This window comes from Peribacillus sp. RS7, assembly GCF_041956845.1.
GTDB lineage: Bacteria > Bacillota > Bacilli > Bacillales > DSM-1321 > Peribacillus.
Genome location: NZ_CP168135.1, coordinates 1339883 through 1363984 on the forward strand (window position 1 = coordinate 1339883; position 24102 = coordinate 1363984).

Here is a 24102-nt window from a genome sequence, read left to right on the forward strand (position 1 = left end):
GCGCTTAGGGTGTTTCTTTCATCCAATGTTTAACAAAATCAGACTCCTTTGTTATGATGTAGGTATCCCGTTCTATTTCAAGAAATTATTCCCTTTAGGAGAACATCATGAAAAAAAAGAAAATTACCATATCAGATGTTGCTGAGAAGGCCGGTGTTTCCAAAAGTACGGTTTCTCAATATATCAACCAACGTTTTCGTTATATGAGTGCTGAAACCAAAGACAGAATCGAGAAAGTCATCCAAGAACTCGACTTTCGTCCCAATGATAATGCCAGGAATTTAAAAGTGAAAAAAACAAAAGTCATAGGGATACTCGTAGCTAATATTTTACATACTTTATCCACCGAAATCATTCGTACCGTCGAAGAACAGCTTCAGCAGCATGGCATGAAGGTATTCATATGTGACTCTGCCGATGATCCTGAGAAAGAAAAAGAATATCTTGATTTGCTGGTTTCCACGCAAGTAGATGGAATCATCATTTTTCCGGTAGGAAATGATTTCAAAGTCTATAATTACCTGATCGATCATTCCATTCCAATGGTATTCGTTGATCGATTGGTTGATGGAGTAACATCTGATTCCGTTCTTTTAGACAATCATGCTGCAATCTTTTTGGCTGTGTCCATGCTGGCTGAAAAAGGACACGAAAATATTGCATTCTTAACCTTACCTATTGATATCCCCATCACACCAAGAATGGAGAGAATCGAAGGATTTAAAAAAGCGATGGCATCTCATAAATTGGAAGTAAGGGATGATGATATTTATTCGTTGCCCAGAAACCAAATTCAAGAAAAGTTGGCCCGGATATTCGATGCAGAAAAGCCTCCGACAGCCATAGTGGCAGGAAATGATTTAGTGTTACGTGAAACCCTTAGCTATTTGAAAAAACAAAAAATCTTGATTCCTGAGGATGTGGCCATTGTCAGCATTGATGATGTCGCTTATACGGAGTTTTATGAACCATCGATCACAACAATCGGACAACCAATACAACAAATGGGTATTAAAACAGCAGAGTTATTATTGCACCGGATAACCGATTCTGGTCAGACCCCGTACATTACTTATCGGTTTGCCCCCGAACTGATTGTTCGAGGTTCATGCTAATTGCTCATACAAAAACGGCAGTTTACATTCACTGCCGTTACCACCTTTTAGGTAATTTACAGAAACATGGCTATATCTTTCACCTTGGAAATCACCCGCCATTCACCTCATTTTTAGCTGATTCTATGACATTTTGGATAAATGGTGCCATCGCTTCCGTGTACCCGACTATATCCGCAGGATGCTTTTGAGCTAAGGATAATTTTAATTGCTGATATTGTTTCCTTACGTCAGGATGGCTTCTTAGAAAGTCCCTAAACGAAAGTTGATTCTTCCACTGTTCACTTCCGAATCTATAGATATGCAAATGATGTGTCCCCGCTCTCCATTGGCCTTTTCTAAAAAAACGCCTTTCGGGAAATTCCTGATGCGGGACAAATTCATACCCAATCGATTTCAAGGTTTCAATGAATGTGTCAGCTTCATCTAAATGTTGAACGCCAGCCATGATGTCCAAAATCGGTTTTGCCCCAACCCTTTGACAGATGTACTTCCAATATGCTCAATACAAAGGCAAGAGTTCTTTAAAACCTCCATTATCCTTACTTTTTCCTGTTGAAATTCGCTAACCCAATCAGGGTTATAATCTTCAATCTTTACTGTTTTCCCCATATAATCACTCAACTTTTCATGTTATCGGCTATCATTTCTCATCACGTGACCATTTGACGATTGGATCTTGCGTGCTCGGCTCATAGTAAGTTCCGACATACACCTTTTCTTTTCCGGTAATTTTATTCGTTCGGATGACTGTATATCTTCCTTTATCATAATTTTTGGTAAGATAATATTTCCGGTATGAAAACCCTTTTTCGGGACCGGTTAATTTCTCTTTGGTTTTATACGCCTGTGGCTTGTTCAAGCTCTCTTTCACTACACTTCTAATATTCAGTGGAGTTCCCTCAAGCTTAATATCACTTCGGAAATCGGCGCTCCTGGTCTCAGTTTTCCCTGAAGGCACGGATGCCATTTCGATCTTTTCTTGGGTTTGTTCCGAGAATGATTTTGTGACACTGTATGAATACAGGATATTCATGGAACTTATATTGCCTTTCATTTTGCCAGCAAATTCAGGCATGGCAAAATTCAATAGAAAGGTGATCGATATACATACGATTAATAAGGTAAGCGAAATTTTCTTCATATTTCCTCTTTCTCAACTATGTATTCTTGTAATCCAACTTGTTCATTTTCCTTAGGAATAATTCCAAATTTAGCGATTAATAGAATGGCAAGAAAACTGAAACAGCAAAAACTGGTATTATCACTTGTAATAAATGAAGCCGGTATAATACGAGATGCCAGTAATGAATTCAAAATGTAGGAAAAAAGAAAACCCAAATAGGATAGGCAAATCAGATAGTTTCCAATCAGTACCCTCTTGTAATGTGCATAATCTGATTTATTTCCATTCCTGATACTGACGCATTGTCTAAATTGCCTAATCAGACCGTATGTGAAACCAATAATTAACATGACTACAATGAGAAAATCAATTATTGCTTCCTCCACTTTTACTCCTCCTTGGTCATTTGTTCTAAAAAACTAGTAAAATATTACATTAAACTCATCATATACCATTTGTGATAAAATGATATATATTTCCTACTTTAATATTGGAGTTGTATCATGAAATTTTTTGTAAAAGTCCTTTTATCGCTATGTATGGTTCTTTATCTATTAGTTCTTACAAAGCTCATTTTATTTAAAACCTTCTCGATAACCGAAATGAATGATCATATTAGTTTTTCCTTCAATGGCCGCTATTGGGGTTCCCATAACTTCATCCCTTTTAAAACCATTTTCCATTACCTGTTCTTAGCTGATGTAAATACATCCATCCGGATTGAAAACACAGTGGGGAATATCATCGGTTTCGTACCATTTGGCGTCATGCTTCCTTTACTATCAAAAAGGTTTACCCAACTCAAACCGATCTTGATTGCGACATTCTGTTTTAGCTTCACCTACGAGATTTTTCAGCTTTTATTTGAATTAGGAAGTTTTGATACCGATGATTTAATCCTGAATACTCTCGGTGGGATTATAGGATACCTGCCGATTAAGCTGTTTTACACAGTTTTCAAAAAGAATGGAACCATTCGCAGTCAAGTGTAGGTCGAATTATCCCCTTATGTTGAAAGATGAATACATGCATGTCCTTATACTTACGTTTAAAGCGAGATGAAGTTTCAATATAAAGTAAAATATTCCTAATATTACTTGTTATACTAAAAAAAAAGACCACCAGATTGGTGGTTATTTCAAATTCTTAAATCCGTATTTTTCAAAAATTTTAATGGAGGCTTCCGTTTGGAGATAGTCATAGAATAGCTTGGCTTCCTTGGAATGGTCCAGGTCATTGATCATTCCGACGGGATATATGATCGGATCGTGTAAATCTTCCTTGGCTGTTGCAATGATATCAACTTTTGATGAGCTCATCGCATCCGTTTTATAAACGAGCCCTGCGTCCACATTTCCCGTTTCCACATATGTAAGCACTTGCCGGACATCCTTGGCATAAATCAATCTATCTTCAACCTCTTTCCAGAGATTCAGGTTTTCCAAGGTTTGTTTCGCATATTGCCCTGCCGGTACAGACTCCGGAGTGCCAATCGAAATTTGGGTAGCCTTTGTGAGGTCTTTCAGTGATTCCAGTTCCTTATCGGAATCCTTTGGCACCACCAGTACCAGGTCATTGCCGACTAAATCGATTCCGTTTTTCTCTTCAATAAGGTCTTCCTCTACTAATTCATCAAATTTATCTTCTGCAGCCGAGAAAAACAGTTCAACAGGTGCGCCCTGGGAAATCTGTTGCTGAAGAGCTCCAGAGGCTCCAAAATTGTAATTAACTTTCACATTTGCATTCTCTTTTTCAAAGGACTCTTTTATATCATTTAAGGCATCTTGCAAACTTACAGCTGCGGAAACCGTCAATTCCACCTGCTGCCCCTTCATTTCCGTGTTTTCCGCTTCTTCATTTGAACACCCTGTACCCACTGCCACAAGCAGCATAATCGCAAAAATCATAAGGTATATTTTTTTCAAAATCGCTCTTCCTTCCGCCCAGTTATAACTAGTTATATCTTATAAAAACAAAATCAGGAGAGCTACTAATAAAGCAGCCTTCCGGGTTTGGAATGCCATTGACTATAATCTGTTCTTTTCAAACCGCCTCTTCATCTGGTTCACTGTAGGATGCCCTTGCCAGAAAGTGAAAACTTAGCTATAAAGTATTTTGGGCTGTCGGGCTAGATAGGAAGGCGTACCATTTTGATTAAGATTAAGGATCAATTTCATGACCTCCACCATTCGCTCAGGTTTCTCCAACTCTATTTCCTTATGATAGGATTCAATGGATGTGTTCCATTTTTTCATTTTTTTCTGATCCTTCAATATACTCAACAATTGTTTTTCAAAAGGCGTTTTCTGATTAAGTTTAAATACAAGTCCTTGTTGTTTTAAATACTGTAGATTAATTTCCTCCTGCCCCGGAAGCCTGGAATGAACAAAAATGGGAAGCCTTTTTCGCAATGCTTCGCTAATCGTGACACCGCCCGGTTTCGTAACGATTGCGTCAACTTCTTCATAAAGCTTATTCATTTCAGACCTTGATGAGATATAAGGCAATGGTTTGATATGAGCTAAGTTCCACGTTTTGATTTCATCATACAGCTTGGTGTTGTTGCCACAAAGAACTAAATAATCAAAGTCGGTCGAATTCTTTAACTCATCACCTAAGTTCAAAATCCCTCCCAAACCACTATTTCCTCCGGATATCAAAACTTTTGGTCGTTCTGTGTTTCTTTGTACACCGGCATTTTTAGTGATTTCCTCGTGCACAGGAATACCAGTGACCATCATCGTTTGTTTTGGTATTTGACGCTTACCCATCAGCTTTTCTTTTACTTCTTGACTAGGAAGAAAATGGGCATCTATCCCTTCGCTTCCCCACACATTATTAATAAAGAAGTCCGTGTACACGTTTATAACCGGTGTGCTGCACTTTCCTTTCATCTTTAACTGGCTCAAAAGATAGGAAGGGAAACCATGTGTACAAACAATTAAATCAGGTTTTTCTTCAGCTATCAATTGTTCCATTTTTTTCATGAATATTTGCTGATACCATTTAAATATCCGTTCCTTTGGTGAGTGAATGTAAAAAAGGTTTTTATAGGCAAGATTATAGGTTTCTGGCGCATAACGAATCCATGTCAGATAACTATTTGCCACTATTTTTTCTAGAGAGGTGTTGGTATAACTGATTAGATCGATTTTTTTATAAGTAATCCCATTTGAATGCTTTTTCAACATATCCATTAATGCCTCTGCAACTTGATGATGTCCCGATTGCATTCGAAAGAGAGGTAAAAACAAAATCTTCTTCATATGTGTCATCTCCTAAGAAATCATTCTGAAAATATATAATGGGGAAATGTATTAGCAGGTCCATGATATCTTCCTCTTACAATATAATTATCGATATTTTTAAACAATTTCCTTTAAATCAAGTTTAGCAAAGGTTCCATCTTCCGAGAGGGAATCAATGTTGTGCTGTATAACGAGGAGCCGACTCAATTTTCCGACATTCGTTTTCTCTTTTTAATGTATTTGATAGTAACATATAGTACAAAAATTACCAAAAATACAATTCCTAAATATGGAACATATTTGGGATTAACATTAAAAGCATCCCCCACATAATAACCGGCCACTATAAAAGGGACAGTCCAGAGTATAGTGCCTAATAGGGAAAATAGGAAGTATTTCCGAAAGGGTATAGAAGAGATTCCTGCAAAATATGGACTAATTTGTCTTATACCCGGAATATAAAATCCCAATACTAAGGTTTTTTGTGCATTATCCGTATAGTTTTTCTTTGCTTTCTCCCAGCGTTCACTAGTAATTCCAATGAATCTCCCATATTTATTTATAAATGGATACCCCACATATTTTCCGCATGCATAAGCTGCCAGCATTCCGATAAAGGCGCCGAGAATTGCACACAGCGTCGCTAAACCAAATGAGAGCTTCCCTTGGACAACCAACACCCCAATCAGAAATAGAAGGGATTCTTCTGGAGCAGGCACTCCCACAATGCCAAAGAATAAAAAAAGAAAAATGATCAGGTATCCATACGAATCAATAAAATGTAAAAGCGTATCTATATTCATAATACCCCCAGAATTAGTTATAAGTCTTTTAAAGTAATGAAGCGCGTTCCCTTTTCCTTATGCTCCTGCAGGTAAATTTTTAACATTTCAATCATGTAGCCAGGTGCTTCTTTATCCGCTCCCAAGGTTTCACCACAGTCATGAAGCAATAGAATGGTACCTTCTGTTGAAGTGGTTCGCAGTTGATCAAGCAGATTATTTCTGCATTTTTCCACTTTCCAATCTCCGAAAATGTGCGACCACATTATCACCTTATATTTCTTACTTAAAAGTGGGGTGAAAATATTGAAATGGCCCCATGGAGGTCTGTAAAAAACCACCTTTTCATTCGTACATTCATTTATTGCCTTTGCCGTCATATCCAACTGTCTCCGCAGATGGATTGGAGAAAGAACCCAACTTGAAACATGATGAAAATGATGGATACCTATAGTATGTCCCTCTTCATGCATTCTTTTAATAATTTCAGGATTGCTTTTCACTTTATTGCCAACAACAAAAAACGTAGCCTTTATCCCATAATCTTTTAAAAGATCAAGTAATTTTATCGTATATTCAGGGTTGGGACCATCATCAAAAGTTAGCGCCATCCCATTATTCGACTTGAAATTTTTTGTTATTCCCAGACTGCATGCACGAATAAGCACCGTTGGGAAAATAGTATAAAATATAAATAACAAAAATAAAATAATAAAACTAAATATCCATATATGTATCACACAAAAACATACCCTCTCATTATTTATATTACCAATACTGGTCCTTTCCCTATATCATAATCTTTTAACTCTATGCAGCAAATGTTATTATCTTCAAGCAATTACAATTTTCATTGCACTGTCTTTCATTACATTAAAAAAACCTCTTCTTACAATTTAGCATTTTTTTAAAATTATTTTCACTAATCAATCATTTTTTTATTTTTGTAAAGATTGACTGGTCACTTGCTATCTACAGCTAAATAAAAAAAACACCCTGACTGTAGACAAATTGAAGAAATCGGGTTGCCTGCAGTTTTTTCAAAACATTCCAGTTGATTTGAACGGAAGGTACGAGACTCCTGCGGGAAAAGCGTGTCAAGGGAGACCCCACAGGCGCAAAAAGCGCCGAGGAGGCTCCCGGACCGCCCGCGGAAAGCGAGTGCCTGGAGAGTAAATCAGCGTTCAAATTTTACAAACCCTCAAAAAATATTCCAGCTGTTTTCAGAAATCCGCTCCCTTTTGTCACAAACTGAAAAAAAAACACCCTAAGGGTGTTTTTTTCAAATCCATATGGTTTCTTCAAAAAATGAAAGTTTTATAACCTTCTTTATCAAAGAGCACATTCTTCAATTTCAAATCCCAGGTCTTCGATAATTCCCCAATCCGCCGTGGGTTCTTGACCAGCTGTCGTTAAATAATCGCCGACGAAGATGGAATTGGCTGCATAAAGTGCCATGGGCTGCATGGAACGGAGATTAACCTCACGACCGCCGGCCAGACGGATTTCTTTACTCGGATTAACGAATCTCATCATTGAAATCAATTTCAGACATTTATTGGGGGTCAACTCGGAAGTTCCCTCAAGCGGTGTTCCGTCAATTGCATTGAGAAAATTACAAGGAATGGAATCTGCATCAAGGCTGCGTAATGATAGAGCGATTTCCACCGCTTCCGCCTCAGATTCCCCCATACCGAAAATGGCACCTGAACATGGAGACATTCCGGCATCTTTAACAGTTTCGACTGTATCTACCCGGTCCTCATATGTATGTGTCGATGTAATATTGCTGTAGTTTTCCTGTGATGTATTCAAGTTGTGATTGTAGCGATGAACGCCTGCTTCCGCTAGTTTGCCGGCATGTTCCTCATTCAGGAAACCTAAACAGCAGCAGATTTTAAGATCCGTCGTTTCGCGGATTTCTTTTACCGCTTCAATGACATGATCAATTTCCCTGCTAGTCGGCCGACGGCCAGAAGCAACAATGCAATATGTACCCGCTTTACGACGAATGGATTCTTGCGCTCCCTCGACAATCTTTTCTTTAGTCAGCCAGGCATATTTATCGATTGGGGCTTCCGAAACGATCGACTGCGAGCAGTAGCCACAATCTTCGGGGCATAATCCTGATTTCGTATTGATGATCATATTCAATTTAACCTTATTCCCATAATGATGCTTGCGTATGAGATAGGCTGCATTCAAAATTTCCAAAACATCGCCGTCCGGAGCTTGCACGATGGATAATGCTTCTTCCTTCGTCACCTTATATCCTTTAATTACGTTCTCAGCTAACATCTTCCAATCCCTTACTAATGTATCCAAACCTTATCCCTCTTTTCTTTACAATCTTATAAATTCCTTCTCATGAAACTGACTCGATTAATTACCTGACCCTTGGAACGGATTGAATAATTTTTTGCACTCGCTAAATCACATCTGTTGTTCCTGTGATGTGTTGCCATTAAAGTGTGATGAATCGCTGGTGCATGGATTCCGTGGCTTATGTACTTCCTAGGAAAGCAGCTTGGCTCGTTCCGGTTTTCAGCAGAATGGCCCCATTTCGGTATCTATCTTTCCCTTCAAACCAAAATGTTCGGAAGTTCCCCGCCGGTCGAACGTGCAACACCAACCATAATGAGCACCGAAAGATCAACAATGCCTGGAAGCATGCCAATAAGTGATCTAAATAGTTCTCCCGAAAATAGAACTTTTAATTTGTTAACCTAAAATATTTTAAGTTAACATATCGATAGAATAATAACATACAAACAAAATATTATTCAATGGTCTTTTTTCAATATTTTACTAGTCTGTCCATTAAAACCTGTGAACGTATGGTTTTTTATATGTTAACTAAATAATAAATTAGTTGACATATAAAATGGAAATCAGGCAAACTAATAGTGAGCATTTCGCCTATCATTTCTAAAAAAGGAGGTGAAAACCTTGAAAGCAAGGACGATTTCTTATGTGGCCCTTTTTACCGCGTTAACCGCAATTGGCGCCTTTATTAAAATACCTATCCCTTACATACCATTCACACTTCAAATTCTGGCAGTCTATTTGGCAGGCGCATTATTGGGCCCCCGTCTTGGATTGCTCAGTCAGCTATGCTACGTCTTGATCGGACTTATCGGGGTGCCCGTGTTTGCTGAAGGCGGGGGAATCGGCTATATATTCAAACCCACTTTCGGCTATTTGCTCGGATATATACTGGGAGCCTATGTAAATGGATGGCTGATCAACCGGTTTTCCCTCACCACGATTCGTTCCATATTCTTTGCTAATGCCGCCTCTTTACTGACTGTTTACTTCTTCGGCTGCATCTGGCTGTATGGTGCAATGAAGTGGATTGTGGAAACGCCGCTTTCAATCAACCAAACGATTCTTTACGGCTTCTTATTACCTGTACCCGGTGATCTACTGCTGTGCATTCTATGTGCTGTCATCATTCAACAAGTACGTCCGCGCATTGCAAGATATATAAACTTAAAGGAGCTGAATCATCCATGGGCCAAGCCTACTTTATAACCGGAACTGGCACGGATATTGGAAAGACCATCGTCACGAGCGCACTCTATCTGTCTCTTCAAACATTGGGAAAAAGCGTCACGATATTCAAACCATTTCAAACTGGAATCAATGAGGAAAACAATACATACCCGGACATATCTTGGTTTGAGCAGGAACTCGGTGTAAAGGAATCAGGGTTTTACACACTGGAACCTGAAACCTCCCCACATTTGGCGATTAAATTGACCGGAAAGCAAATTGATGAGAAGAAAGTCGTGGAAAGGGTTCATGAACTTGAGGAAATGTATGACATCGTATTAGTCGAGGGTGCTGGCGGATTGGCTGTCCCGCTCATTGAACGATCCGACGATTTCTATATGACGACGGATTTCATAAGAGATTGCGGCATGCCTGTCGTATTCGTATCTACAAGTGGTTTAGGGGCGATTCATAATGTCGTGACGACGCATTCGTATGCCCAAATCCATGATATATGCGTGAAAACCATTTTGTATAACCATTACCGGTCAGAGGATCGGATTCATAAAGACAATATCGAAACCATTGAAAAGCTGACAGGGCTGAATGGCCTCGCCTACATCCCAACACTGGCGGATGTTAGAAAAGACTTGAGGATCTGCATCCTTGATTTACTTGGTGATCAAGATTATACCCAACAACTGAAAGAGGTGTTCCAAGCATGAACAGTCAGGATTTAGAGCAATGGGATAAGGAATATGTATGGCATCCGTTCACACAAATGAAAACGTATCGGGAAAGTAAACCGCTGATCATCGAGCGCGGGGAAGGCAGCTACTTGATTGATGTGGATGGCAAACGCTATTTGGACGGCTATGCTTCATTATGGGTGAATGTGCACGGGCATAACGAGCCGGAATTAAATGGCGCCCTTATTGAACAAGTGAATAAAGTCGCGCACTCCACGCTGCTGGGATCTGCAAATGTACCATCGATCTTACTGGCAAAAAAACTTGCAGAGATCACTCCTGGTCATTTATCGAAAGTCTTCTACTCTGACACTGGATCTGCTGCTGTGGAAATCGCCCTTAAAGTCGCTTATCAATATTGGCAGAATATCGATCCCGTCAAGCATCGGAATAAAAACAAATTCGTCTCCCTTGACGAAGCATACCATGGCGATACTGTCGGTGCCGTGAGTGTTGGCGGAATGGATCTATTCCATAGAATCTTTAAGCCACTCTTATTTCAACGGATTTCCGCCCCTTCACCATATGCCTATCACATGACTGAGTATGGAGATCAAGAAGCAGTGAAAAACCATTGCTTGAAGGAACTGGAGAAGTTACTGCAAGAACAATCAGAGGAAATTGCAGGATTGATCATCGAACCGCTTGTGCAGGGCGCGGCAGGCATCATAACCCATCCGGCAGGCTTTTTGAAAGAAGTCGAACAATTATGCAGAAAGTACAACATCCTCTTAATTTGTGATGAGGTGGCCGTTGGATTCGGTCGTACCGGTACAATGTTTGCCTGCGAACAGGAAGATGTCGTTCCGGATATCATGTGTATGGGCAAAGGGATCACTGGGGGATATATGCCACTCGCAGCAACCATCATGAATGAGCGGATCTTTCAATCCTTCTTGGGAGAACAGGAAGAACATAAAACCTTCTATCACGGCCACACCTATACAGGAAATCAGCTAGCCTGTGCACTGGCCCTGAAGAATATCGAGCTAATGGAAAGCCGCAATCTCATTAAAGACATCCAGAAAAAATCAAAATACCTATCCGAAAAACTGCAAGCACTATACGAACTTCCGATAGTCGGCGATATCCGCCAGCGCGGCTTCATGATTGGAGTGGAGATCGTTAAAGACCGCCAAACAAAAGAAACGTTCACCCTCCAAGAGAATGTCGTTTCCGGAATCATCCATACAGCACGGGAAAATGGCCTGATCATCCGGGAACTTGGTCCAGTCATCACGATGATGCCGATCCTTTCCATGTCAGAAAAGGAACTCGATTTCATGGTCGAAACCGTCTACCGTGCCATTCAGGAAGTCTCCATTCATAAAGGATTGATCCCAGCAGCAAACTGATTCAAAAAGTTGTGGAATTAAAAAGGGCACCCTCAATGGGATGCCCTTTTTTTCGCTTGAATTTTGGATGAAGGCACCTATTCAAACAAAGGGATTTCCGGCGGCATCCCGGCTTCAGGCAAGAAATAAATGAAAATGGTGAAACAAATGATAAGCAATGAAAAGATGATTGCAATAAACGAAATGCCCAAATGAAATTTCTTTACTACTAAATATAAGCTGATCACCAGACTTGCAAACCCAATGATCAAATAAATGCTGGCACCAACATAGGAATTCAACTTTGGAGTAATCCCCGAGATGAAAAGCAGCACGAAAGTCATTTGCATGGATATGCATATTCCAAGTAAACGTTTCATTTTTACCTCCTGTCTTTTGAAAAATCGAGTGCGTTATAAATATAACATTCATCCCTATCCGCTTCTTCATTACGCACCATTAATGGACTAATTTTAATAATGTTGATGTAAATGATTGGATATTTATTGTAAACTGGATAAGCAAAGGAGTGGATTTCAGTATGGCGATAACAAAGAAAAGATTTTTCATAAGTTCTATAGTGGGTATCATACTCATGTTTCTTGCTAACTCTGGTCTGCAATACTTCAGTGGCCAACCGATAAAGTGGTCAGGGAATTTAGGATATGCATTCTATTTCGTAGCATTTATTTTACTTTTTATTTGGCTATTTGGAGATTTTGATAAGAAAAAGGCCGATCACTAATGTAAGTGAAATTTGTTTGTACACAAATATTAAAAATTTAATTTACCTCACCTTTACGTTTGACTTTTTTGTTTTCCTCCCTCATACATCCAAGAAGGTGACCTCCTGCTGTCTTTTTCACTCCTTAAATAAAAAAAGAGAAATTTTGCTAATTATGGTATTATTTACATAATGATTTTAAGGAGGTTACAAAATGATGTTGCGATTTCCCCTCCTGGTTGCTTGTGTCCCTGGGATGTTAGTAATACTTTTGGCGTGGTGGTTTAGGAAATTACATTTATCTTTATTTGTAAGGCTTTTACCAGGCGTATTAACCGTTATAGCGTCAATTATTTTGTTTTACATTGGTTTTGTGAACATCAGAGGGTTTGAAGGAGCTGGATATGGAATACTGGCTTTCTTTTTACTTCCCTTTGCAATTGTGGCTTCAATAATTGCGAGTAAAAACAAAGGTGTGCAAAGCTAGTCCATTTAGTTCGGATAATCTATGAAAACAGGAATATATACAAGCACTAAAACGATTAAAACAAAAAAAACATTGGTGAAATGACAAATAGCTGAATGCGTTGGGCGTTTGACCCCTCCAACCGTATTATTAAAAACAAAAAAGGAAAAGGTTCTTACAACCGGAAAAAAGAGCAATCCTATAAAGGATGCTCTTTTTTACATATTAGCTTATTTCTTTTAATGCTTGCTAAGTGTTAGCGAATGCCTTTCATGTAACCTTGAATTTTTGGTGATAAGGCCATCAGGGCCAGTCCAAGGACGATTGAAGCAACACCGATCACTCCAAAATAAGCCATTTCGGTTTGAGGTGTGTAGAATCTAACGATTTGTGCGTTCAGTGCTTGTGCTGCTGCACTTGCCAGGAACCACAGGCTCATCGTTTGTGCCGAGAATGCAGCTGGAGCCAATTTGGTAGTGGCAGAAAGTCCAACTGGCGATAAGCAAAGCTCTCCAAGTACTACAAGGAAATAGCTAAGTACAAGCCATAGTGGATTGACTAATGCGTCTGATCCACCGAAATAAACAGGAAGCAGGATAACCAGGAATGATAAACCGGCGAACAATAAACCTATTGAGAATTTTTGAGGAATGGTCGGCTGACGCTTTCCTAGTTTAATCCATAACCATGCGAATACTGGTGCAAGGGTAATGATGAACAAAGGGTTCAAAGATTGGAACCATGCCGGGTTTATTTCTATTCCAGCAAAATTCAACTGTGTCCGTTTGTCTGCATAGTTTGCCAATATTGTTGCACCTTGCTCTTGAATCGCCCAGAACATGACAGCTGCTATAAACAAAGGAATATAGGCAATCAAGCGTGAACGTTCAACAGAAGTCGTTTTAGGGCTGCGATACATGAAAAAGAAATAAAGGGTCGGAATAACGATCCCTAGGATACCTACAAGATTAATGAAGGTTTTAATCGTTAAGATGCCTTTAGTGGCCGTGATGCCGATGATGGCAGCTATGATAAGTGCAGCTATCCCCAATTTAGTGAATACTTTTTTCTTTTCATTCTGTGATAATGGGTTAGCAGGAAGAGTTCCAGCCAGACCCAGGTTCTTTTTCTTTGTTGCAACAAAGACGATGAGTCCAATTAACATACCAATTGCGGCTATGCCGAACCCAAGGTGAAAGCTGTAGTTCATGACTGAACCAACAATGAGTGGTGAAAGGAATGCACCCATGTTGATACCCATATAGAATATACTGAAACCGGAATCCCGGCGTTCGTCGTTTTCCGCGTAAATTTCACCGACAATGCTGGAAACATTCGGTTTTAATAAACCAGTACCTAGAACAATGAGTACCATGGAAACAAAGAACATGGAGAGATTGCCTGGTACAGCAAGGACAATATGCCCGAGCATGATCAAGATACCACCGTATAATACGGCTTTTGAGGTCCCGAAAATCCTATCGGCAAGCCATCCGCCAATTATACCGGACATATAAACTAAAGATCCGTAGATGGATACAAGGGAAAGGGCTGTGGTTTCATCAAGTCCTAGTCCCCCTTTAGAAACTTCATAATACATATAGTAAACAAGAATGGCTCTCATGCCATAATAGGAGAAACGCTCCCAGAACTCAGTAAAGAAAAGGGTAAATAGTCCTTTTGGGTTTCCAAAAAAACCTTTTTGAGGTACACTATCCACAATTTTCTGTTTATTTATCGTTGCCATACCCAGTCCTCCTTTTATTATTGTATAATAACATTTTATTTTCTCTATTGTAAACAAATATTTAGTATATTTAAATAATTAATTTCAAAGTAAATAATAATGGCTTTTCACCCTGCAAGTAACACTGCGAATCATCCGGAAAAAAACACCATCCAATAGGAAACACCATCAATGATATATTGCCCTAACTTCATGAATGATATTACGTTTAATACCTCATTAGTAATCATTTACCAATTAAATGAAAGTCCAAAAAGGAAAACGCAAAACCCCAACCAAAACCGTTATAGACACCGTATAATAGAAATAACACAAAAATGAGGAGGCACAATAATGCTCGGTATCATAACCGTCGTGATGATTTTTTCCATCCCTATACTCGGCATACTGACAACCCATTTCGAAAAACAGTCAAAAACCAAACACAATATGCTCAAAGATGAATTGGAGCTTGAAAAACTTAAACATGCAAATTTTCTTATGGAGACGGAAAAAATGAGGCTGGAACTGGATCAGATGAAATTCGATGAAAAAAGGGACGAGCCAAGGTTACTGTAATCAAGTAACGTTGGTTCGTCCTTTTTAGTGGGCATTGTGAGGTCCCCGTTTTAAAACCCTCTCGCCCGTCATAAGAATAATTAAAGCACCTTACTAATAAGTTCGTTTTAATGGATATATTGATCGCCCACAAGAAGATCTGTTAGCACCTTTGTCGGGATGATGAACTCGACGGCCCCCATATATCCCGGGGCAGCTTCATAGCTGTTAAAGGCGATGACTAGCTTGCCATCTTCGTTTATATAAAAGTTTTGGTTTTCATCTATGCCTTTAAAAGCAGTAAAATCATCATCTTCGACCCAATATATCTTTTCCGGATCTTCAGCCATCTGCTGCTTCATCTGTTCCCTTATGTTCTCACTGATCACCTGGAGATAACGATCATCTTTAAATAAGCTATTTAACGTTAAAAGCACTTCGTTTTTCTTGTCGACTGTATCGAATTGACTTTCTGTAGAACTGGAAGCCTGGATCTTATCCGTATAACGCCGTACGGATAAGATCGTTTCATTATCTGTCAATATCTCATACCCGCTTTCCACCGAGATATTACCCTTTTCCCCTTCCTTCAGTTTTGACATGGAATCCGAGAATTCCTTATAGAGCTGCTTGCTTTCCGATAAGTATTTATCATTCAAGCTATTTTCGAGCTGTTTATTCTCCAGACCGGATATAGCAGGTGTTTTGATTACTGCCGAGGAATTATTCGCTTCTTCTTTCCATTCGACGAAGGTGATCACATCGATGACCTTATCGGCTATTGGAATATCACTCATGGCTTTCGCCACTGCCGGACTGATGTTTACGGAAGCTGTCACAATCAGAAGCGCTGCAGCCGCTGACACCAGGATATTCCTGCCAACCCTTGGCTTCTTCCTTGGCCTTTCATTCAAGGCGGCTTGAACGACATCTTTCAATTCCTTTGGGATCGGTGTTTTAAGATACTCTTCCCGTAGATCTTTTAATTTTTTTTCCATCTTTTCGTTTCCTCCCGTTCAGTCATGTTGATCCGCAATAGTTGCAGCGCTTTATATAATCTCGTTTTAATCGTGCTTACGTTCTCTTCCAGCACTTCCGCTATCTCTTCCAACTTCAGGTCCTCAAAGAAACGAAAGACGACTACCGTTTTATACTTGACCGAAAGTCCTTCAAGGGCCTTTTGCAAATCCAGGTCAGCGTAGTGATCTTCCTCACCGCTGCGTAAGTACTCTATTGTTTCGTCATCGGCGACGGTCAGCTTCTTTTTCTTTCGCAAAACATCAAGTGCCGTTCGGACGATGATCTTATATAACCAACTATCTATAGAAGAAGCGTCTTTTATTTTGCTGCTGGAGGCCAGCGCTTTCCTGATCGATTCCTGCACGATATCAAGCGCATCCTCTTGATTTTTGACATAGTAAAAAGCAAGTCTGTACAAATTTTCTTGCCGTTCGGTTATCCGGTCCGTTATTAATTGATTCATATCTAGATTTTTCATTGCATGATAGAGCTCCTTACATTAAATTACGTATCCTAGGTACAAAGGATAGACGTTCGTGCAGCCATAAAAGTTTGAAATTGATCAAGGAAATATTTTTATATAAAAAAATGAAAATATTTACAAACTTTTAAGGCTTTTGGAGCGTCTATATAGTAGAATGATTATCGAGGTGGAGTGCATCATGAGGAAATTAAATTATAAAAAAGTCTTTATTTTTCTATTTTGTCTAACAGCTGCTGTGGGAACGATGGGGTTAGCCATTAAAAGCCTTGCTTTTGATAAGAAAAGAACCGTTTCGGCCTATACAACTGATAAAAATTACCCAGAAGCCGATATTCAAACGTATGTGAAAGATAATACGAAAGGCGGGTATTCAGCCAGCAGGCCTGTTCTGCATTTAGAAAAGATCGACAAGCAGCTAGAAGCTTACATAAAGAAAGAAATTAAGAATTATGAAAAGAAATGGAAAGCATCCGACGGAAAAGCATCCGAGCTTAACCTCACCTATACGATCCTCCATTTCAGCAAACAGACCATTACGATTTCCTTCGATAAATATGAGCAAGTGGAAGGAAAGAAACAGTCTGGAACCCAGATCTTCACTTATGATATTCCATCTCAGCAAAAGCTCTCTATAGAAGACATCTTTGCCACGGATACTGATTATATATCCGTTTTATCCGATATTGTTTTTGAAGAGTTAACGCAGAAGGAAGAAGAAGGCATTTCAAACAGTCTCATTAAAAAGGAAAACAAACTGAAGGCAGCCAACTTCAATTCTTTTTCAGTCTTGAAAAATACGCTCGTATTCTACGTTAAGACTGATGATTCAACTAAGACCCATACAATAGCCATCAAGAAGGATCTTTTTAAAGATAGTTTGCTAGATTCATATCAAAGTCAAGATTTGAATGAGGATCGTGTAAAGGAATGGCAGCCGAAACATATCGTCGCCAAACTGCCCGTGCAAAAGGAATGGATCGACCCTTCAAAAAAGGTCATTGCCTTGACGTTCGATGACGGGCCGCATCCAAGTTATACCATGTCCATTCTTGAAAACCTGAAAAAGTATGATGGACACGCGACGTTTTTCGTGCTTGGAAGCCGCGTACAGCACTATCCGGAAGTTCTGCAAAAAATGCTGCAGCAAGGAAATGAGATCGGCAACCATTCATGGGATCATCCGCAGCTGACGCGCTTAAGCAAGAACAAAATCGAAGATCAAATCGAAAAGACCCAAGACGCTGTAGAAAAAGCTACAGGTACTGAGCCAAATCTCGTCCGTCCCCCATATGGAGCGATTAACAATAATGTGCGTGAACACATGGAGGATATGAAAGTCTCACTTTGGGATGTCGATCCAGAAGATTGGAAAGAACGCAATGAAAAGAAAATCGTAAACAAAGTGATGAGCAAAGCCAAAGATGGCAGAATCATATTAATGCATGATATCTATCAAACTAGCGCCCAGGCTGCAGGAAAAATCATCAAACAACTGCATGACCAAGGTTATCAACTGGTCACAATTTCGGAATTGGAAAAGGTAAAAAAAGATCGTGAACTTTCCGGAATCACCATAAATGAATAATCAAAAGAAAGAGCCTGTTTCGTGATTCGAAACAGGCTCTTTGCATTCAAATAAAATAAGCAGACCTTTGATCATATAGCAAAGGTCTGCTTGTTTTCTCATTCACCAAGGTCTACATTATGATAAACTTGTTGAACATCTTCCAAATCTTCCAATGCATCAATCATTTTTTCGAATTGTGCTTGTGCATCTTCTGGCAGGGTAAGGTCATTTTGTGCAAGCATCGTCAACTCTGCCACTGTAAAATCGGTGATTCCTGCATCCTTGAATGCTTGTTGCACAGCATGGAATTGTTCAGGTTCAGCATAAACGATGACCGATTCTTCTTCTTCAATGATGTCACGTACATCAACATCCGCTTCCATGAGCAGTTCAAGCACATCATCAGCCGTTTTACCTTCAATCCCGATCACAGCCGTTGCGTCGAACATATAAGCAACAGATCCGCTGACACCCATATTCCCGCCATTTTTCCCAAACGCGGCACGTACATCAGATGCCGTCCGGTTCACGTTATTTGTCAATGCATCCACGATGACCATTGAACCATTTGGACCGAATCCTTCATAACGAAGTTCGTCATAGCTTTCTTCTGAACCGCCTTTTGCCTTTTCAATCGCACGGTCAATGATTGCTCTCGGAACATTGTACGTTTTCGCACGCTCAAGTACGACCCTTAATGCCTGATTGGATTCTGGATCTGGTTCACCTTGTTTCGCCACTACATATATTTCCCGTCCGAACTTAGCATAAATCCGACTTGTATTTGCATCTTTTGACGCTTTTTTTTCTTTAATGTTATTCCACTTACGACCCATTATATTCCACTCTCTTTCATCATTGAATATATACGAATTGATTATTAAGATACTGCTCTAAGAGAAAACCCATTAAGGGAATTCCTTTAAAGATAGACAGTACGTTTACTAGATTATATTATACATCAATTGTATAAATTTGAAAAAGTCTGCACATCAACCACTGGCATTAAATCGACGGTTTGGCGCCATATATTATAAAATACTACGGAATACATCAAGAGTGGTATAGTATGAAGTGATTGGAAAGGAGAGATGATTCATGACGGAAAACCAAATCATCATCGGGATACCCGGAAAGTGGAAGGACCGGACAGAATTGATTCAAACGGTAGCCTCCCAAAGCGAAGGGTATCTGTTAGCCGGGAATATTTTTCATAACAAGGATAAGAACATAACTTTTCAGGCGGAGATCCAGGATTATGAACCCACTTTAACAGAGACCTTTTCCTACGCCAGTAAAGGCGCCTTTCCAGAGAGTTTATTAGCGGAAATCAATGACCATACCTTTACCGTTTATATAATTGCTGATATATCCAATGTTGGAAATGTTTCAGATTTGATCGATGCCGGTGCAACAATCCTTAGGGCAGGCGGAATGGCAGTGAAAATAGAAACAGCTGGCATTGCCCATTCAAAGGAAGATTGGCAACAACTTCATCATAGCCCCGATATTCTCTCGGTATATGCCCATTTTGTCACGATCATCGGTGAAGAGGATTATTATTGTTCTTTCGGAATGAAAGCTTTTGGTCTTCCGGATGCCGTGACACTTAACACAATGAGTCCGAAAGAGGCGGCTGCTCTACTTAACACATTCAATTATTACCATGTAGGTGAACAGCCTCTCTTTAAGAATGGCGAAACCTTTAGCATACAAAAAGACGCACCTGACTTCATATTGACGGGCCTTCAGGACTTTAGATACGAAGAAGACCATCCCTTCTATAACCCATTTGGATTGTGGAATTTAGGGACAAGTAAATAGTGGGGCAATTCGCTCCTCCCAAACTGTAGACAAATTCGAATAAAGCGAGTTTGCCTACAGTTTTTTTATTGATTTCAGAAATCTGCTCCCTTTCCGCCGACTGTCTGCCAAGCCTCCTCGCCGCAAACATCTAGCAGGGTCTCGGCTAGCCAGTTTTTCGGCAGGAGTGTCGCAAATTTCTTCTATCCAATAAGGATTACAATTAAAAAACTTTAAGGATAATCTAGTCTTGTTTTAAAATCTTGGTTCGGGATGAGACCATATCTCCCCACTTTTACCGACAAACTCTGAGGAGTAATTCGCTCCTCCATTTTTATTTTTTCAACTGAGTTTTTCACGCTTTTCTTCGTCATGTTCTTTCTTCACGAGGGACATGCCGCTCGCTTGGTATTTGAGAATCTTTTGAATGACCGTGCCAAGATGTGCTCCAGCTTCAACGGGTGGAATCCCGCCTTTATGGATGTTGGAAATGACCATCCGCTCTGCTTCAATTGTGCCCAAGCGAGGTTTATAGCAAATATAAGCGCTCAATGATTCAGCACTGACGAGACCAGGCCGTTCACCGATTAACAGGACAATGACCTCAGGTCCAAGGATTTCACCGATATCATCCATCACGGCAACCCGGCCCTTTTCAATATAAAAAGGGGTACCTGTATCCAGTTTTGCCACTGCCAAGGATTGTTTGAAAGATAAATAGACGTCCTCCATATTTTCTTCGATCGCCTTGGCACTTAAGCCATCGGATATGATGATCTGAACCGTAGGGGCCTTTATGCATTTGGCTTCTATCACCCGCTTTGCTTCATCCGAAAGCTTCCTGCCGTAATCCGGACGCCGCAGATAGACTTCCTTATCATCGGCCTTCGTTTTCACCTTGAATAAATCCAAGCGTTTCAACAGAATTTCACTGACCTCACCATATACAGCATCAACAGCTGCTGCATGGTCAAAACGGAATTTCAGCCAAGAATCCGTTTTCGGCCGTGTTCCCGATCTGCCTACCCCTATCCGCGCAGGGGTTTTCGCCATCAAAGCATCCAAATCTTCCTTATTATTCATTCCCATATCATCCACTCCTAATGGTTAAATATCGTTGGATCACCTGCACGCTTCGTTAACTTGCCGTTTTCCATAATCCCCATCTTCTCCAGCCAAACTTCATATAAGGGGGCAGGCCGCTTATCCATCGTTTGCCTCAAAGTCGCTATATCGTGGTAACTCAAAGACTGATAGTTTAACATGCAGTCATCCCCCATCGGAGTTGCGATGATGAAATTCACGCCAGCCGCAGTTAAAAGTACACCCAAGTCCTCGATATCATTTTGATCCGCCTTCATATGATTCGTGTAGCAAATATCGACTCCCATCGGCAGTCCATGCATTTTTCCCATGAAATGATCTTCTAACCCGGCGCGGATTACCTGCTTGCTGTTATATAAATATTCAGGTCCGATGAATCCGACGACCGTATTGACAATGTACGGATCAAAATAGCGGGCAAATCCATAGTTCCTCGCTTCAAGCGTCACCTGATCGATTCCGAAATGCGCTTCCGCCGATAACTCGGAGCCTTGCCCCGTTTCAAAATAAAGATGCTGTGGACCTGTTCCGGTCCCATAGGCCTTTGCCACCTCATTGGCTTCTTCGAGCAATTGAACATTAATTCCAAAAGAACGATTGGCCGTTTCGGTTCCGGCTATGCTTTGAAAGATCATATCAGCAGGTGCCCCCTGCTGTACGGCCTTAATTTGTGTGGTCACATGCGCAAGCACACAATTTTGGGTCGGGATGTTCCACTTCTGGATGACATCCTGTGTCGCATGAAGCAGCCGCTTTACGCTTTCGACTGAATCATCGACAGGGTTGATTCCAATGAGTGCATCCCCGATACCATAGGAGAGGCCTTCTTTTAAAGAAGCGAGCATGCCATCCACATTGTCTGTCGGGTGGTTAGGCTGAAGGCGCGAGGCAAGCGTTCCTTTATATCCGATCGTGCTATTATTCTTGGTGAGCACTTCAATTTTATTGGCTGCATGAATGAGGTCGAGGTTCGACATCAGCTTGGCGGCAGCAGCAATCATTTCACTATTCAACCCCCTGCTTATTCGCTTTAAATCCTCTCCAGTCGTTTCGTCACTTAAAATATATTCACGCAGCTCGGCAACGCTCCAATTCTTCACAGATTGATAGATGGTTCCATTGATGAGACCATCTATCACCCGTGACACTTCATCCTCTTCCGGGGAGAGTAAGGGATAGTTCCTAATGTCTGCCAAAGTCAATTCGCTAAGCACCGCTTTCGCCGCAATCCGTTCTTGGACCGATTCTGCTGCAATTCCCGCAAGCCTATCTCCTGATTTCTCTTCATTCGCTTTGGCCAAGACTTCTTTCAACGATTTGAATTGATGGATTTCCCCAAAGTATTGAGTGGATAATTTCATCGTGTAATCCTCCTTTTTCTAACTGTGAAAGGTTAGCGTTTTTACGACAACCGGAACGACCCCTGTCCGCAGCAGCCTTCCTATATCTAAATAATCACCATGTTCCACTTGTGTCTGATCAATGCAGATGACCGGCAGATCTGGTTGATTCGCTAGAAATGTTTGACCAAGCACCTTCCCATAATCACTATCCATGACAATGATCAGAGGCTGCTGCTGATTCGGTTTTTGCTTCAAAGCCTCGGTAAAAACGACTGCGAGCTGCTGAATGTCCCGAAATGATAGATAAGGCAAATTCGTTAAATAAAAGGCAAAATTAAGGCCTTCATGCTGGGGATCGTATATCGTGATCGCATCCTGAACAGCTTGTTTCATTCTCTCGGCTCCATCATCCAGCACGCCATGAAAATCGAGCCGATAGACTGGGATATTACGAATTGGCAGATGGGAATCATTCACCTCGATGGTGGCACCGCTGATTTCAGTTGTATGTGCGCCTGCTCCAAGGACAGTCGCCCGAACCGTTTCAACGGGCTGTTCCCACTCCCATGCAGCCAATCCTTCATTTTCCTTTATAGAGGTTGCAAGCATCATGCCGATATCCCGGAAGCTTTTGTCCTTCCGTTCTTCATGATAAATGCAATCACTGACCCCGCCCGAGAACATTAACCCATCTATTCGTCCTGTCCACGATGGCTCCTTCCCCACTAAAAGGAGTTTATCTTCGTTTGTGTATGAACCAGCCAGAAACCGCAAAAGCACCTTCGACATTTCATTTGCGATGATTGCCCCATCACCATTCAAAGGAGAATACCCCTTTGATTTCAGCCATTTTCCTATTGAAGGAGCAACCTTCACCTTCGCTCCCTCCCATTCAACCAAACGGCCTCCTATACGCAGTGTGCAAGTTCCACAAAGCATGCCAGAACGGTATACGGCAATATTCGCCGTTCCCCCGCCAATGTCTATGTTCGCAATTGTCTTTCCTGTCTCAATGGAATGTTGATAGGCACCGGATCCCTTGGCGGCAATGATTCCCTCCAAATCCGGACCGGCTGCCGCTACAAGGAATTCCCCTGCCGCTTTGGATAACTGGTGTACCATTTTTTCTGCATTTTGTTTGGTTGCCGTTTCCCCTGTGATGATGACAGCCCCTGTTTGTATGTTTTCCATCATGATTCCGGCTTGATGATATTCACTTTCCACCATCCTTTGAACGGCAGGTATATCAATTACCGTATCGGATAAAAGCGGGGTCCTGAAAATGGGACTTCGATACAGAATTTTCTTATCGGTAATTTCGATTTTTGGCACCTGTCCGCCACCCGCCACATTCCTAAGCGAAAGCTCGCTGATAACAAGTTTCGTCGTACTGGTGCCAATATCAATTCCTGCACTGATGATTCGTTCCACCTGTTCATTCATTAGAATTCCACCTCA

Annotated in this window: 25 protein-coding genes and 2 pseudogenes; 11 read left to right on the forward strand and 16 right to left on the reverse strand. The window is 40.7% G+C overall.

Annotation, left to right across the window (positions count from 1 at the left end; genetic code table 11):
* Positions 1-107 precede the first annotated feature (107 nt).
* Positions 108-1115 carry a LacI family DNA-binding transcriptional regulator gene (locus ACDZ29_RS06885; protein ID WP_375090518.1) on the forward strand — a complete coding sequence of 336 codons (1008 nt, stop codon included), beginning with the start codon at positions 108-110 and terminating at the stop codon, positions 1113-1115.
* A 91-nt stretch (positions 1116-1206) separates the two neighbouring features.
* On the opposite strand, the pseudogene ACDZ29_RS06890 reads toward ACDZ29_RS06885, so the two are convergent.
* From ACDZ29_RS06890 to ACDZ29_RS06900, 3 genes and pseudogenes are all read right to left on the reverse strand, one after another.
* A pseudogene (locus ACDZ29_RS06890) lies at positions 1207-1727 on the reverse strand (GrpB family protein).
* Positions 1728-1758: 31 nt separating this feature from the next.
* A complete protein-coding gene (locus tag ACDZ29_RS06895) occupies positions 1759-2259 on the reverse strand; it encodes a hypothetical protein (RefSeq protein ID WP_289326656.1) in 501 nt (166 codons plus the stop codon).
* Positions 2256-2627 (reverse strand): hypothetical protein, encoded by a 372-nt coding sequence (locus tag ACDZ29_RS06900; protein ID WP_232522697.1) that lies wholly within the window; start codon positions 2625-2627, stop codon positions 2256-2258. The genes ACDZ29_RS06895 and ACDZ29_RS06900 overlap by 4 nt, the downstream gene beginning before the upstream one ends.
* A 117-nt stretch (positions 2628-2744) precedes the next feature.
* Between ACDZ29_RS06900 and ACDZ29_RS06905 the strand changes: the two genes are divergently transcribed.
* The gene (locus tag ACDZ29_RS06905) at positions 2745-3233 is read left to right on the forward strand and encodes a VanZ family protein (protein WP_375090519.1); all 489 of its coding nucleotides are present in this window, start codon (positions 2745-2747) and stop codon (positions 3231-3233) included.
* Between the two features lie 141 nt (positions 3234-3374).
* Here ACDZ29_RS06905 and modA read toward each other — a convergent pair whose 3' ends face one another.
* The 5 genes from modA to bioB all read right to left on the reverse strand — a co-directional run bounded on the left by modA (position 3375) and on the right by bioB (position 8569).
* Positions 3375-4166: a molybdate ABC transporter substrate-binding protein gene (gene modA, locus ACDZ29_RS06910; protein ID WP_375090520.1), complete on the reverse strand. Its 792-nt coding sequence runs from the start codon at positions 4164-4166 to the stop codon at positions 3375-3377.
* 174 nt (positions 4167-4340) lie between these two features.
* Positions 4341-5507: a glycosyltransferase gene (locus tag ACDZ29_RS06915; protein WP_375090521.1), complete on the reverse strand. Its 1167-nt coding sequence runs from the start codon at positions 5505-5507 to the stop codon at positions 4341-4343.
* Between the two features lie 185 nt (positions 5508-5692).
* Positions 5693-6292, reverse strand: a complete 600-nt coding sequence (locus ACDZ29_RS06920; RefSeq protein WP_375090522.1) for a DedA family protein — start codon at positions 6290-6292, stop codon at positions 5693-5695.
* A gap of 17 nt (positions 6293-6309) precedes the next feature.
* The gene (locus ACDZ29_RS06925; RefSeq protein WP_375090523.1) at positions 6310-6882 is read right to left on the reverse strand and encodes a polysaccharide deacetylase family protein; all 573 of its coding nucleotides are present in this window, start codon (positions 6880-6882) and stop codon (positions 6310-6312) included.
* Between the two features lie 721 nt (positions 6883-7603).
* Entirely contained in the window at positions 7604-8569 is a 966-nt protein-coding gene (gene bioB / locus ACDZ29_RS06930; protein WP_370017108.1) for a biotin synthase BioB, read from the reverse strand.
* Between the two features lie 651 nt (positions 8570-9220).
* Here bioB and ACDZ29_RS06935 point away from each other — a divergent pair.
* Genes ACDZ29_RS06935 through bioA form a run of 3 tightly spaced genes read left to right on the forward strand, consistent with a single transcriptional unit; the run spans position 9221 to position 11870 of the window.
* Positions 9221-9805: a biotin transporter BioY gene (locus ACDZ29_RS06935; protein ID WP_375090524.1), complete on the forward strand. Its 585-nt coding sequence runs from the start codon at positions 9221-9223 to the stop codon at positions 9803-9805.
* Positions 9784-10491, forward strand: coding sequence for a dethiobiotin synthase (gene bioD / locus ACDZ29_RS06940; RefSeq protein ID WP_375090525.1), 708 nt, complete (start codon positions 9784-9786; stop codon positions 10489-10491). Before ACDZ29_RS06935 ends, bioD begins: the two co-directional genes overlap by 22 nt.
* The gene (gene bioA, locus ACDZ29_RS06945; protein ID WP_375090526.1) at positions 10488-11870 is read left to right on the forward strand and encodes an adenosylmethionine--8-amino-7-oxononanoate transaminase; all 1383 of its coding nucleotides are present in this window, start codon (positions 10488-10490) and stop codon (positions 11868-11870) included. Before bioD ends, bioA begins: the two co-directional genes overlap by 4 nt.
* 77 nt (positions 11871-11947) lie before the next feature.
* Here the strand turns inward: bioA and ACDZ29_RS06950 are convergent, their stop codons facing one another.
* A complete protein-coding gene (locus tag ACDZ29_RS06950; protein ID WP_375090527.1) occupies positions 11948-12229 on the reverse strand; it encodes a hypothetical protein in 282 nt (93 codons plus the stop codon).
* A gap of 215 nt (positions 12230-12444) precedes the next feature.
* Between ACDZ29_RS06950 and ACDZ29_RS06955 the strand changes: the two genes are divergently transcribed.
* From ACDZ29_RS06955 to arfA, 3 genes are all read left to right on the forward strand, one after another.
* Complete coding sequence (locus ACDZ29_RS06955) at positions 12445-12594, forward strand: hypothetical protein (RefSeq protein WP_375090528.1); 150 nt, start codon at positions 12445-12447, stop codon at positions 12592-12594.
* Positions 12595-12787: 193 nt separating this feature from the next.
* Entirely contained in the window at positions 12788-13060 is a 273-nt protein-coding gene (locus tag ACDZ29_RS06960; protein ID WP_375090529.1) for a YesK family protein, read from the forward strand.
* A gap of 95 nt (positions 13061-13155) precedes the next feature.
* On the forward strand, positions 13156-13299 hold the full coding sequence (gene arfA / locus ACDZ29_RS06965) for an alternative ribosome rescue factor ArfA (protein ID WP_375090530.1): 144 nt from the start codon (positions 13156-13158) through the stop codon (positions 13297-13299).
* On the opposite strand, the gene ACDZ29_RS06970 is transcribed toward arfA, so the two are convergent.
* A complete protein-coding gene (locus ACDZ29_RS06970; protein ID WP_289326668.1) occupies positions 13296-14786 on the reverse strand; it encodes a peptide MFS transporter in 1491 nt (496 codons plus the stop codon). The two genes, arfA and ACDZ29_RS06970, sit on opposite strands and share 4 nt — an antisense overlap.
* Before the next feature lie 333 nt (positions 14787-15119).
* On the opposite strand from ACDZ29_RS06970, the gene ACDZ29_RS06975 reads away from it, so the two are divergent.
* On the forward strand, positions 15120-15344 hold the full coding sequence (locus ACDZ29_RS06975) for a hypothetical protein (RefSeq protein ID WP_289314701.1): 225 nt from the start codon (positions 15120-15122) through the stop codon (positions 15342-15344).
* Between the two features lie 107 nt (positions 15345-15451).
* On the opposite strand, the gene ACDZ29_RS06980 is transcribed toward ACDZ29_RS06975, so the two are convergent.
* Complete coding sequence (locus ACDZ29_RS06980; protein WP_375090531.1) at positions 15452-16321, reverse strand: DUF3298 domain-containing protein; 870 nt, start codon at positions 16319-16321, stop codon at positions 15452-15454.
* Positions 16306-16821: a sigma-70 family RNA polymerase sigma factor gene (locus ACDZ29_RS06985; protein WP_375090532.1), complete on the reverse strand. Its 516-nt coding sequence runs from the start codon at positions 16819-16821 to the stop codon at positions 16306-16308. Before ACDZ29_RS06985 ends, ACDZ29_RS06980 begins: the two co-directional genes overlap by 16 nt.
* 184 nt (positions 16822-17005) lie before the next feature.
* Here ACDZ29_RS06985 and ACDZ29_RS06990 point away from each other — a divergent pair, with 184 nt between their 5' ends.
* Positions 17006-18412, forward strand: coding sequence for a polysaccharide deacetylase family protein (locus tag ACDZ29_RS06990; RefSeq protein ID WP_375090533.1), 1407 nt, complete (start codon positions 17006-17008; stop codon positions 18410-18412).
* Between the two features lie 98 nt (positions 18413-18510).
* Here ACDZ29_RS06990 and ACDZ29_RS06995 read toward each other — a convergent pair whose 3' ends face one another.
* Positions 18511-19230, reverse strand: a complete 720-nt coding sequence (locus ACDZ29_RS06995; RefSeq protein WP_289314697.1) for a YebC/PmpR family DNA-binding transcriptional regulator — start codon at positions 19228-19230, stop codon at positions 18511-18513.
* A gap of 262 nt (positions 19231-19492) precedes the next feature.
* Here ACDZ29_RS06995 and ACDZ29_RS07000 point away from each other — a divergent pair, with 262 nt between their 5' ends.
* On the forward strand, positions 19493-20218 hold the full coding sequence (locus ACDZ29_RS07000; protein ID WP_375090534.1) for a DUF4261 domain-containing protein: 726 nt from the start codon (positions 19493-19495) through the stop codon (positions 20216-20218).
* Positions 20219-20539: 321 nt separating this feature from the next.
* Here ACDZ29_RS07000 and eutC read toward each other — a convergent pair.
* The 3 genes and pseudogenes from eutC to ACDZ29_RS07015 form a co-directional block, all read right to left on the reverse strand.
* Positions 20540-21265, reverse strand: a pseudogene (gene eutC, locus ACDZ29_RS07005) (ethanolamine ammonia-lyase subunit EutC); the annotation flags it as partial.
* A 32-nt stretch (positions 21266-21297) separates the two neighbouring features.
* Positions 21298-22662, reverse strand: coding sequence for an ethanolamine ammonia-lyase subunit EutB (locus ACDZ29_RS07010; RefSeq protein WP_370016577.1), 1365 nt, complete (start codon positions 22660-22662; stop codon positions 21298-21300).
* An 18-nt stretch (positions 22663-22680) separates the two neighbouring features.
* Positions 22681-24087 carry an ethanolamine ammonia-lyase reactivating factor EutA gene (locus ACDZ29_RS07015; protein ID WP_375090535.1) on the reverse strand — a complete coding sequence of 469 codons (1407 nt, stop codon included), beginning with the start codon at positions 24085-24087 and terminating at the stop codon, positions 22681-22683.
* Positions 24088-24102: the final 15 nt, after the last annotated feature.

What these genes read in the sequence shown, in the direction of transcription:
- ACDZ29_RS06960 (WP_375090529.1), top strand. Translation starts at nt 12,788, where the DNA reads ATGATGTTGCGATTTCCCCTCCTGGTTGCTTGTGTCCCTGGGATGTTA.
- ACDZ29_RS06970 (WP_289326668.1), bottom strand. Translation starts at nt 14,786, where the DNA reads ATGGCAACGATAAATAAACAGAAAATTGTGGATAGTGTACCTCAAAAA.
- ACDZ29_RS06920 (WP_375090522.1), bottom strand. Translation starts at nt 6,292, where the DNA reads ATGAATATAGATACGCTTTTACATTTTATTGATTCGTATGGATACCTG.
- ACDZ29_RS06925 (WP_375090523.1), bottom strand. Translation starts at nt 6,882, where the DNA reads ATGGCGCTAACTTTTGATGATGGTCCCAACCCTGAATATACGATAAAA.
- ACDZ29_RS07000 (WP_375090534.1), top strand. Translation starts at nt 19,493, where the DNA reads ATGACGGAAAACCAAATCATCATCGGGATACCCGGAAAGTGGAAGGAC.
- bioB (WP_370017108.1), bottom strand. Translation starts at nt 8,569, where the DNA reads ATGTTAGCTGAGAACGTAATTAAAGGATATAAGGTGACGAAGGAAGAA.
- ACDZ29_RS06955 (WP_375090528.1), top strand. Translation starts at nt 12,445, where the DNA reads ATGTTTCTTGCTAACTCTGGTCTGCAATACTTCAGTGGCCAACCGATA.
- ACDZ29_RS07015 (WP_375090535.1), bottom strand. Translation starts at nt 24,087, where the DNA reads ATGAATGAACAGGTGGAACGAATCATCAGTGCAGGAATTGATATTGGC.
- ACDZ29_RS07010 (WP_370016577.1), bottom strand. Translation starts at nt 22,662, where the DNA reads ATGAAATTATCCACTCAATACTTTGGGGAAATCCATCAATTCAAATCG.
- arfA (WP_375090530.1), top strand. Translation starts at nt 13,156, where the DNA reads ATGCGTTGGGCGTTTGACCCCTCCAACCGTATTATTAAAAACAAAAAA.
- ACDZ29_RS06895 (WP_289326656.1), bottom strand. Translation starts at nt 2,259, where the DNA reads ATGAAGAAAATTTCGCTTACCTTATTAATCGTATGTATATCGATCACC.
- ACDZ29_RS06990 (WP_375090533.1), top strand. Translation starts at nt 17,006, where the DNA reads ATGAGGAAATTAAATTATAAAAAAGTCTTTATTTTTCTATTTTGTCTA.
- ACDZ29_RS06905 (WP_375090519.1), top strand. Translation starts at nt 2,745, where the DNA reads ATGAAATTTTTTGTAAAAGTCCTTTTATCGCTATGTATGGTTCTTTAT.
- bioD (WP_375090525.1), top strand. Translation starts at nt 9,784, where the DNA reads ATGGGCCAAGCCTACTTTATAACCGGAACTGGCACGGATATTGGAAAG.
- bioA (WP_375090526.1), top strand. Translation starts at nt 10,488, where the DNA reads ATGAACAGTCAGGATTTAGAGCAATGGGATAAGGAATATGTATGGCAT.
- ACDZ29_RS06995 (WP_289314697.1), bottom strand. Translation starts at nt 19,230, where the DNA reads ATGGGTCGTAAGTGGAATAACATTAAAGAAAAAAAAGCGTCAAAAGAT.
- ACDZ29_RS06985 (WP_375090532.1), bottom strand. Translation starts at nt 16,821, where the DNA reads ATGAAAAATCTAGATATGAATCAATTAATAACGGACCGGATAACCGAA.
- ACDZ29_RS06950 (WP_375090527.1), bottom strand. Translation starts at nt 12,229, where the DNA reads ATGAAACGTTTACTTGGAATATGCATATCCATGCAAATGACTTTCGTG.
- ACDZ29_RS06885 (WP_375090518.1), top strand. Translation starts at nt 108, where the DNA reads ATGAAAAAAAAGAAAATTACCATATCAGATGTTGCTGAGAAGGCCGGT.
- ACDZ29_RS06975 (WP_289314701.1), top strand. Translation starts at nt 15,120, where the DNA reads ATGCTCGGTATCATAACCGTCGTGATGATTTTTTCCATCCCTATACTC.
- ACDZ29_RS06980 (WP_375090531.1), bottom strand. Translation starts at nt 16,321, where the DNA reads ATGGAAAAAAAATTAAAAGATCTACGGGAAGAGTATCTTAAAACACCG.
- ACDZ29_RS06915 (WP_375090521.1), bottom strand. Translation starts at nt 5,507, where the DNA reads ATGAAGAAGATTTTGTTTTTACCTCTCTTTCGAATGCAATCGGGACAT.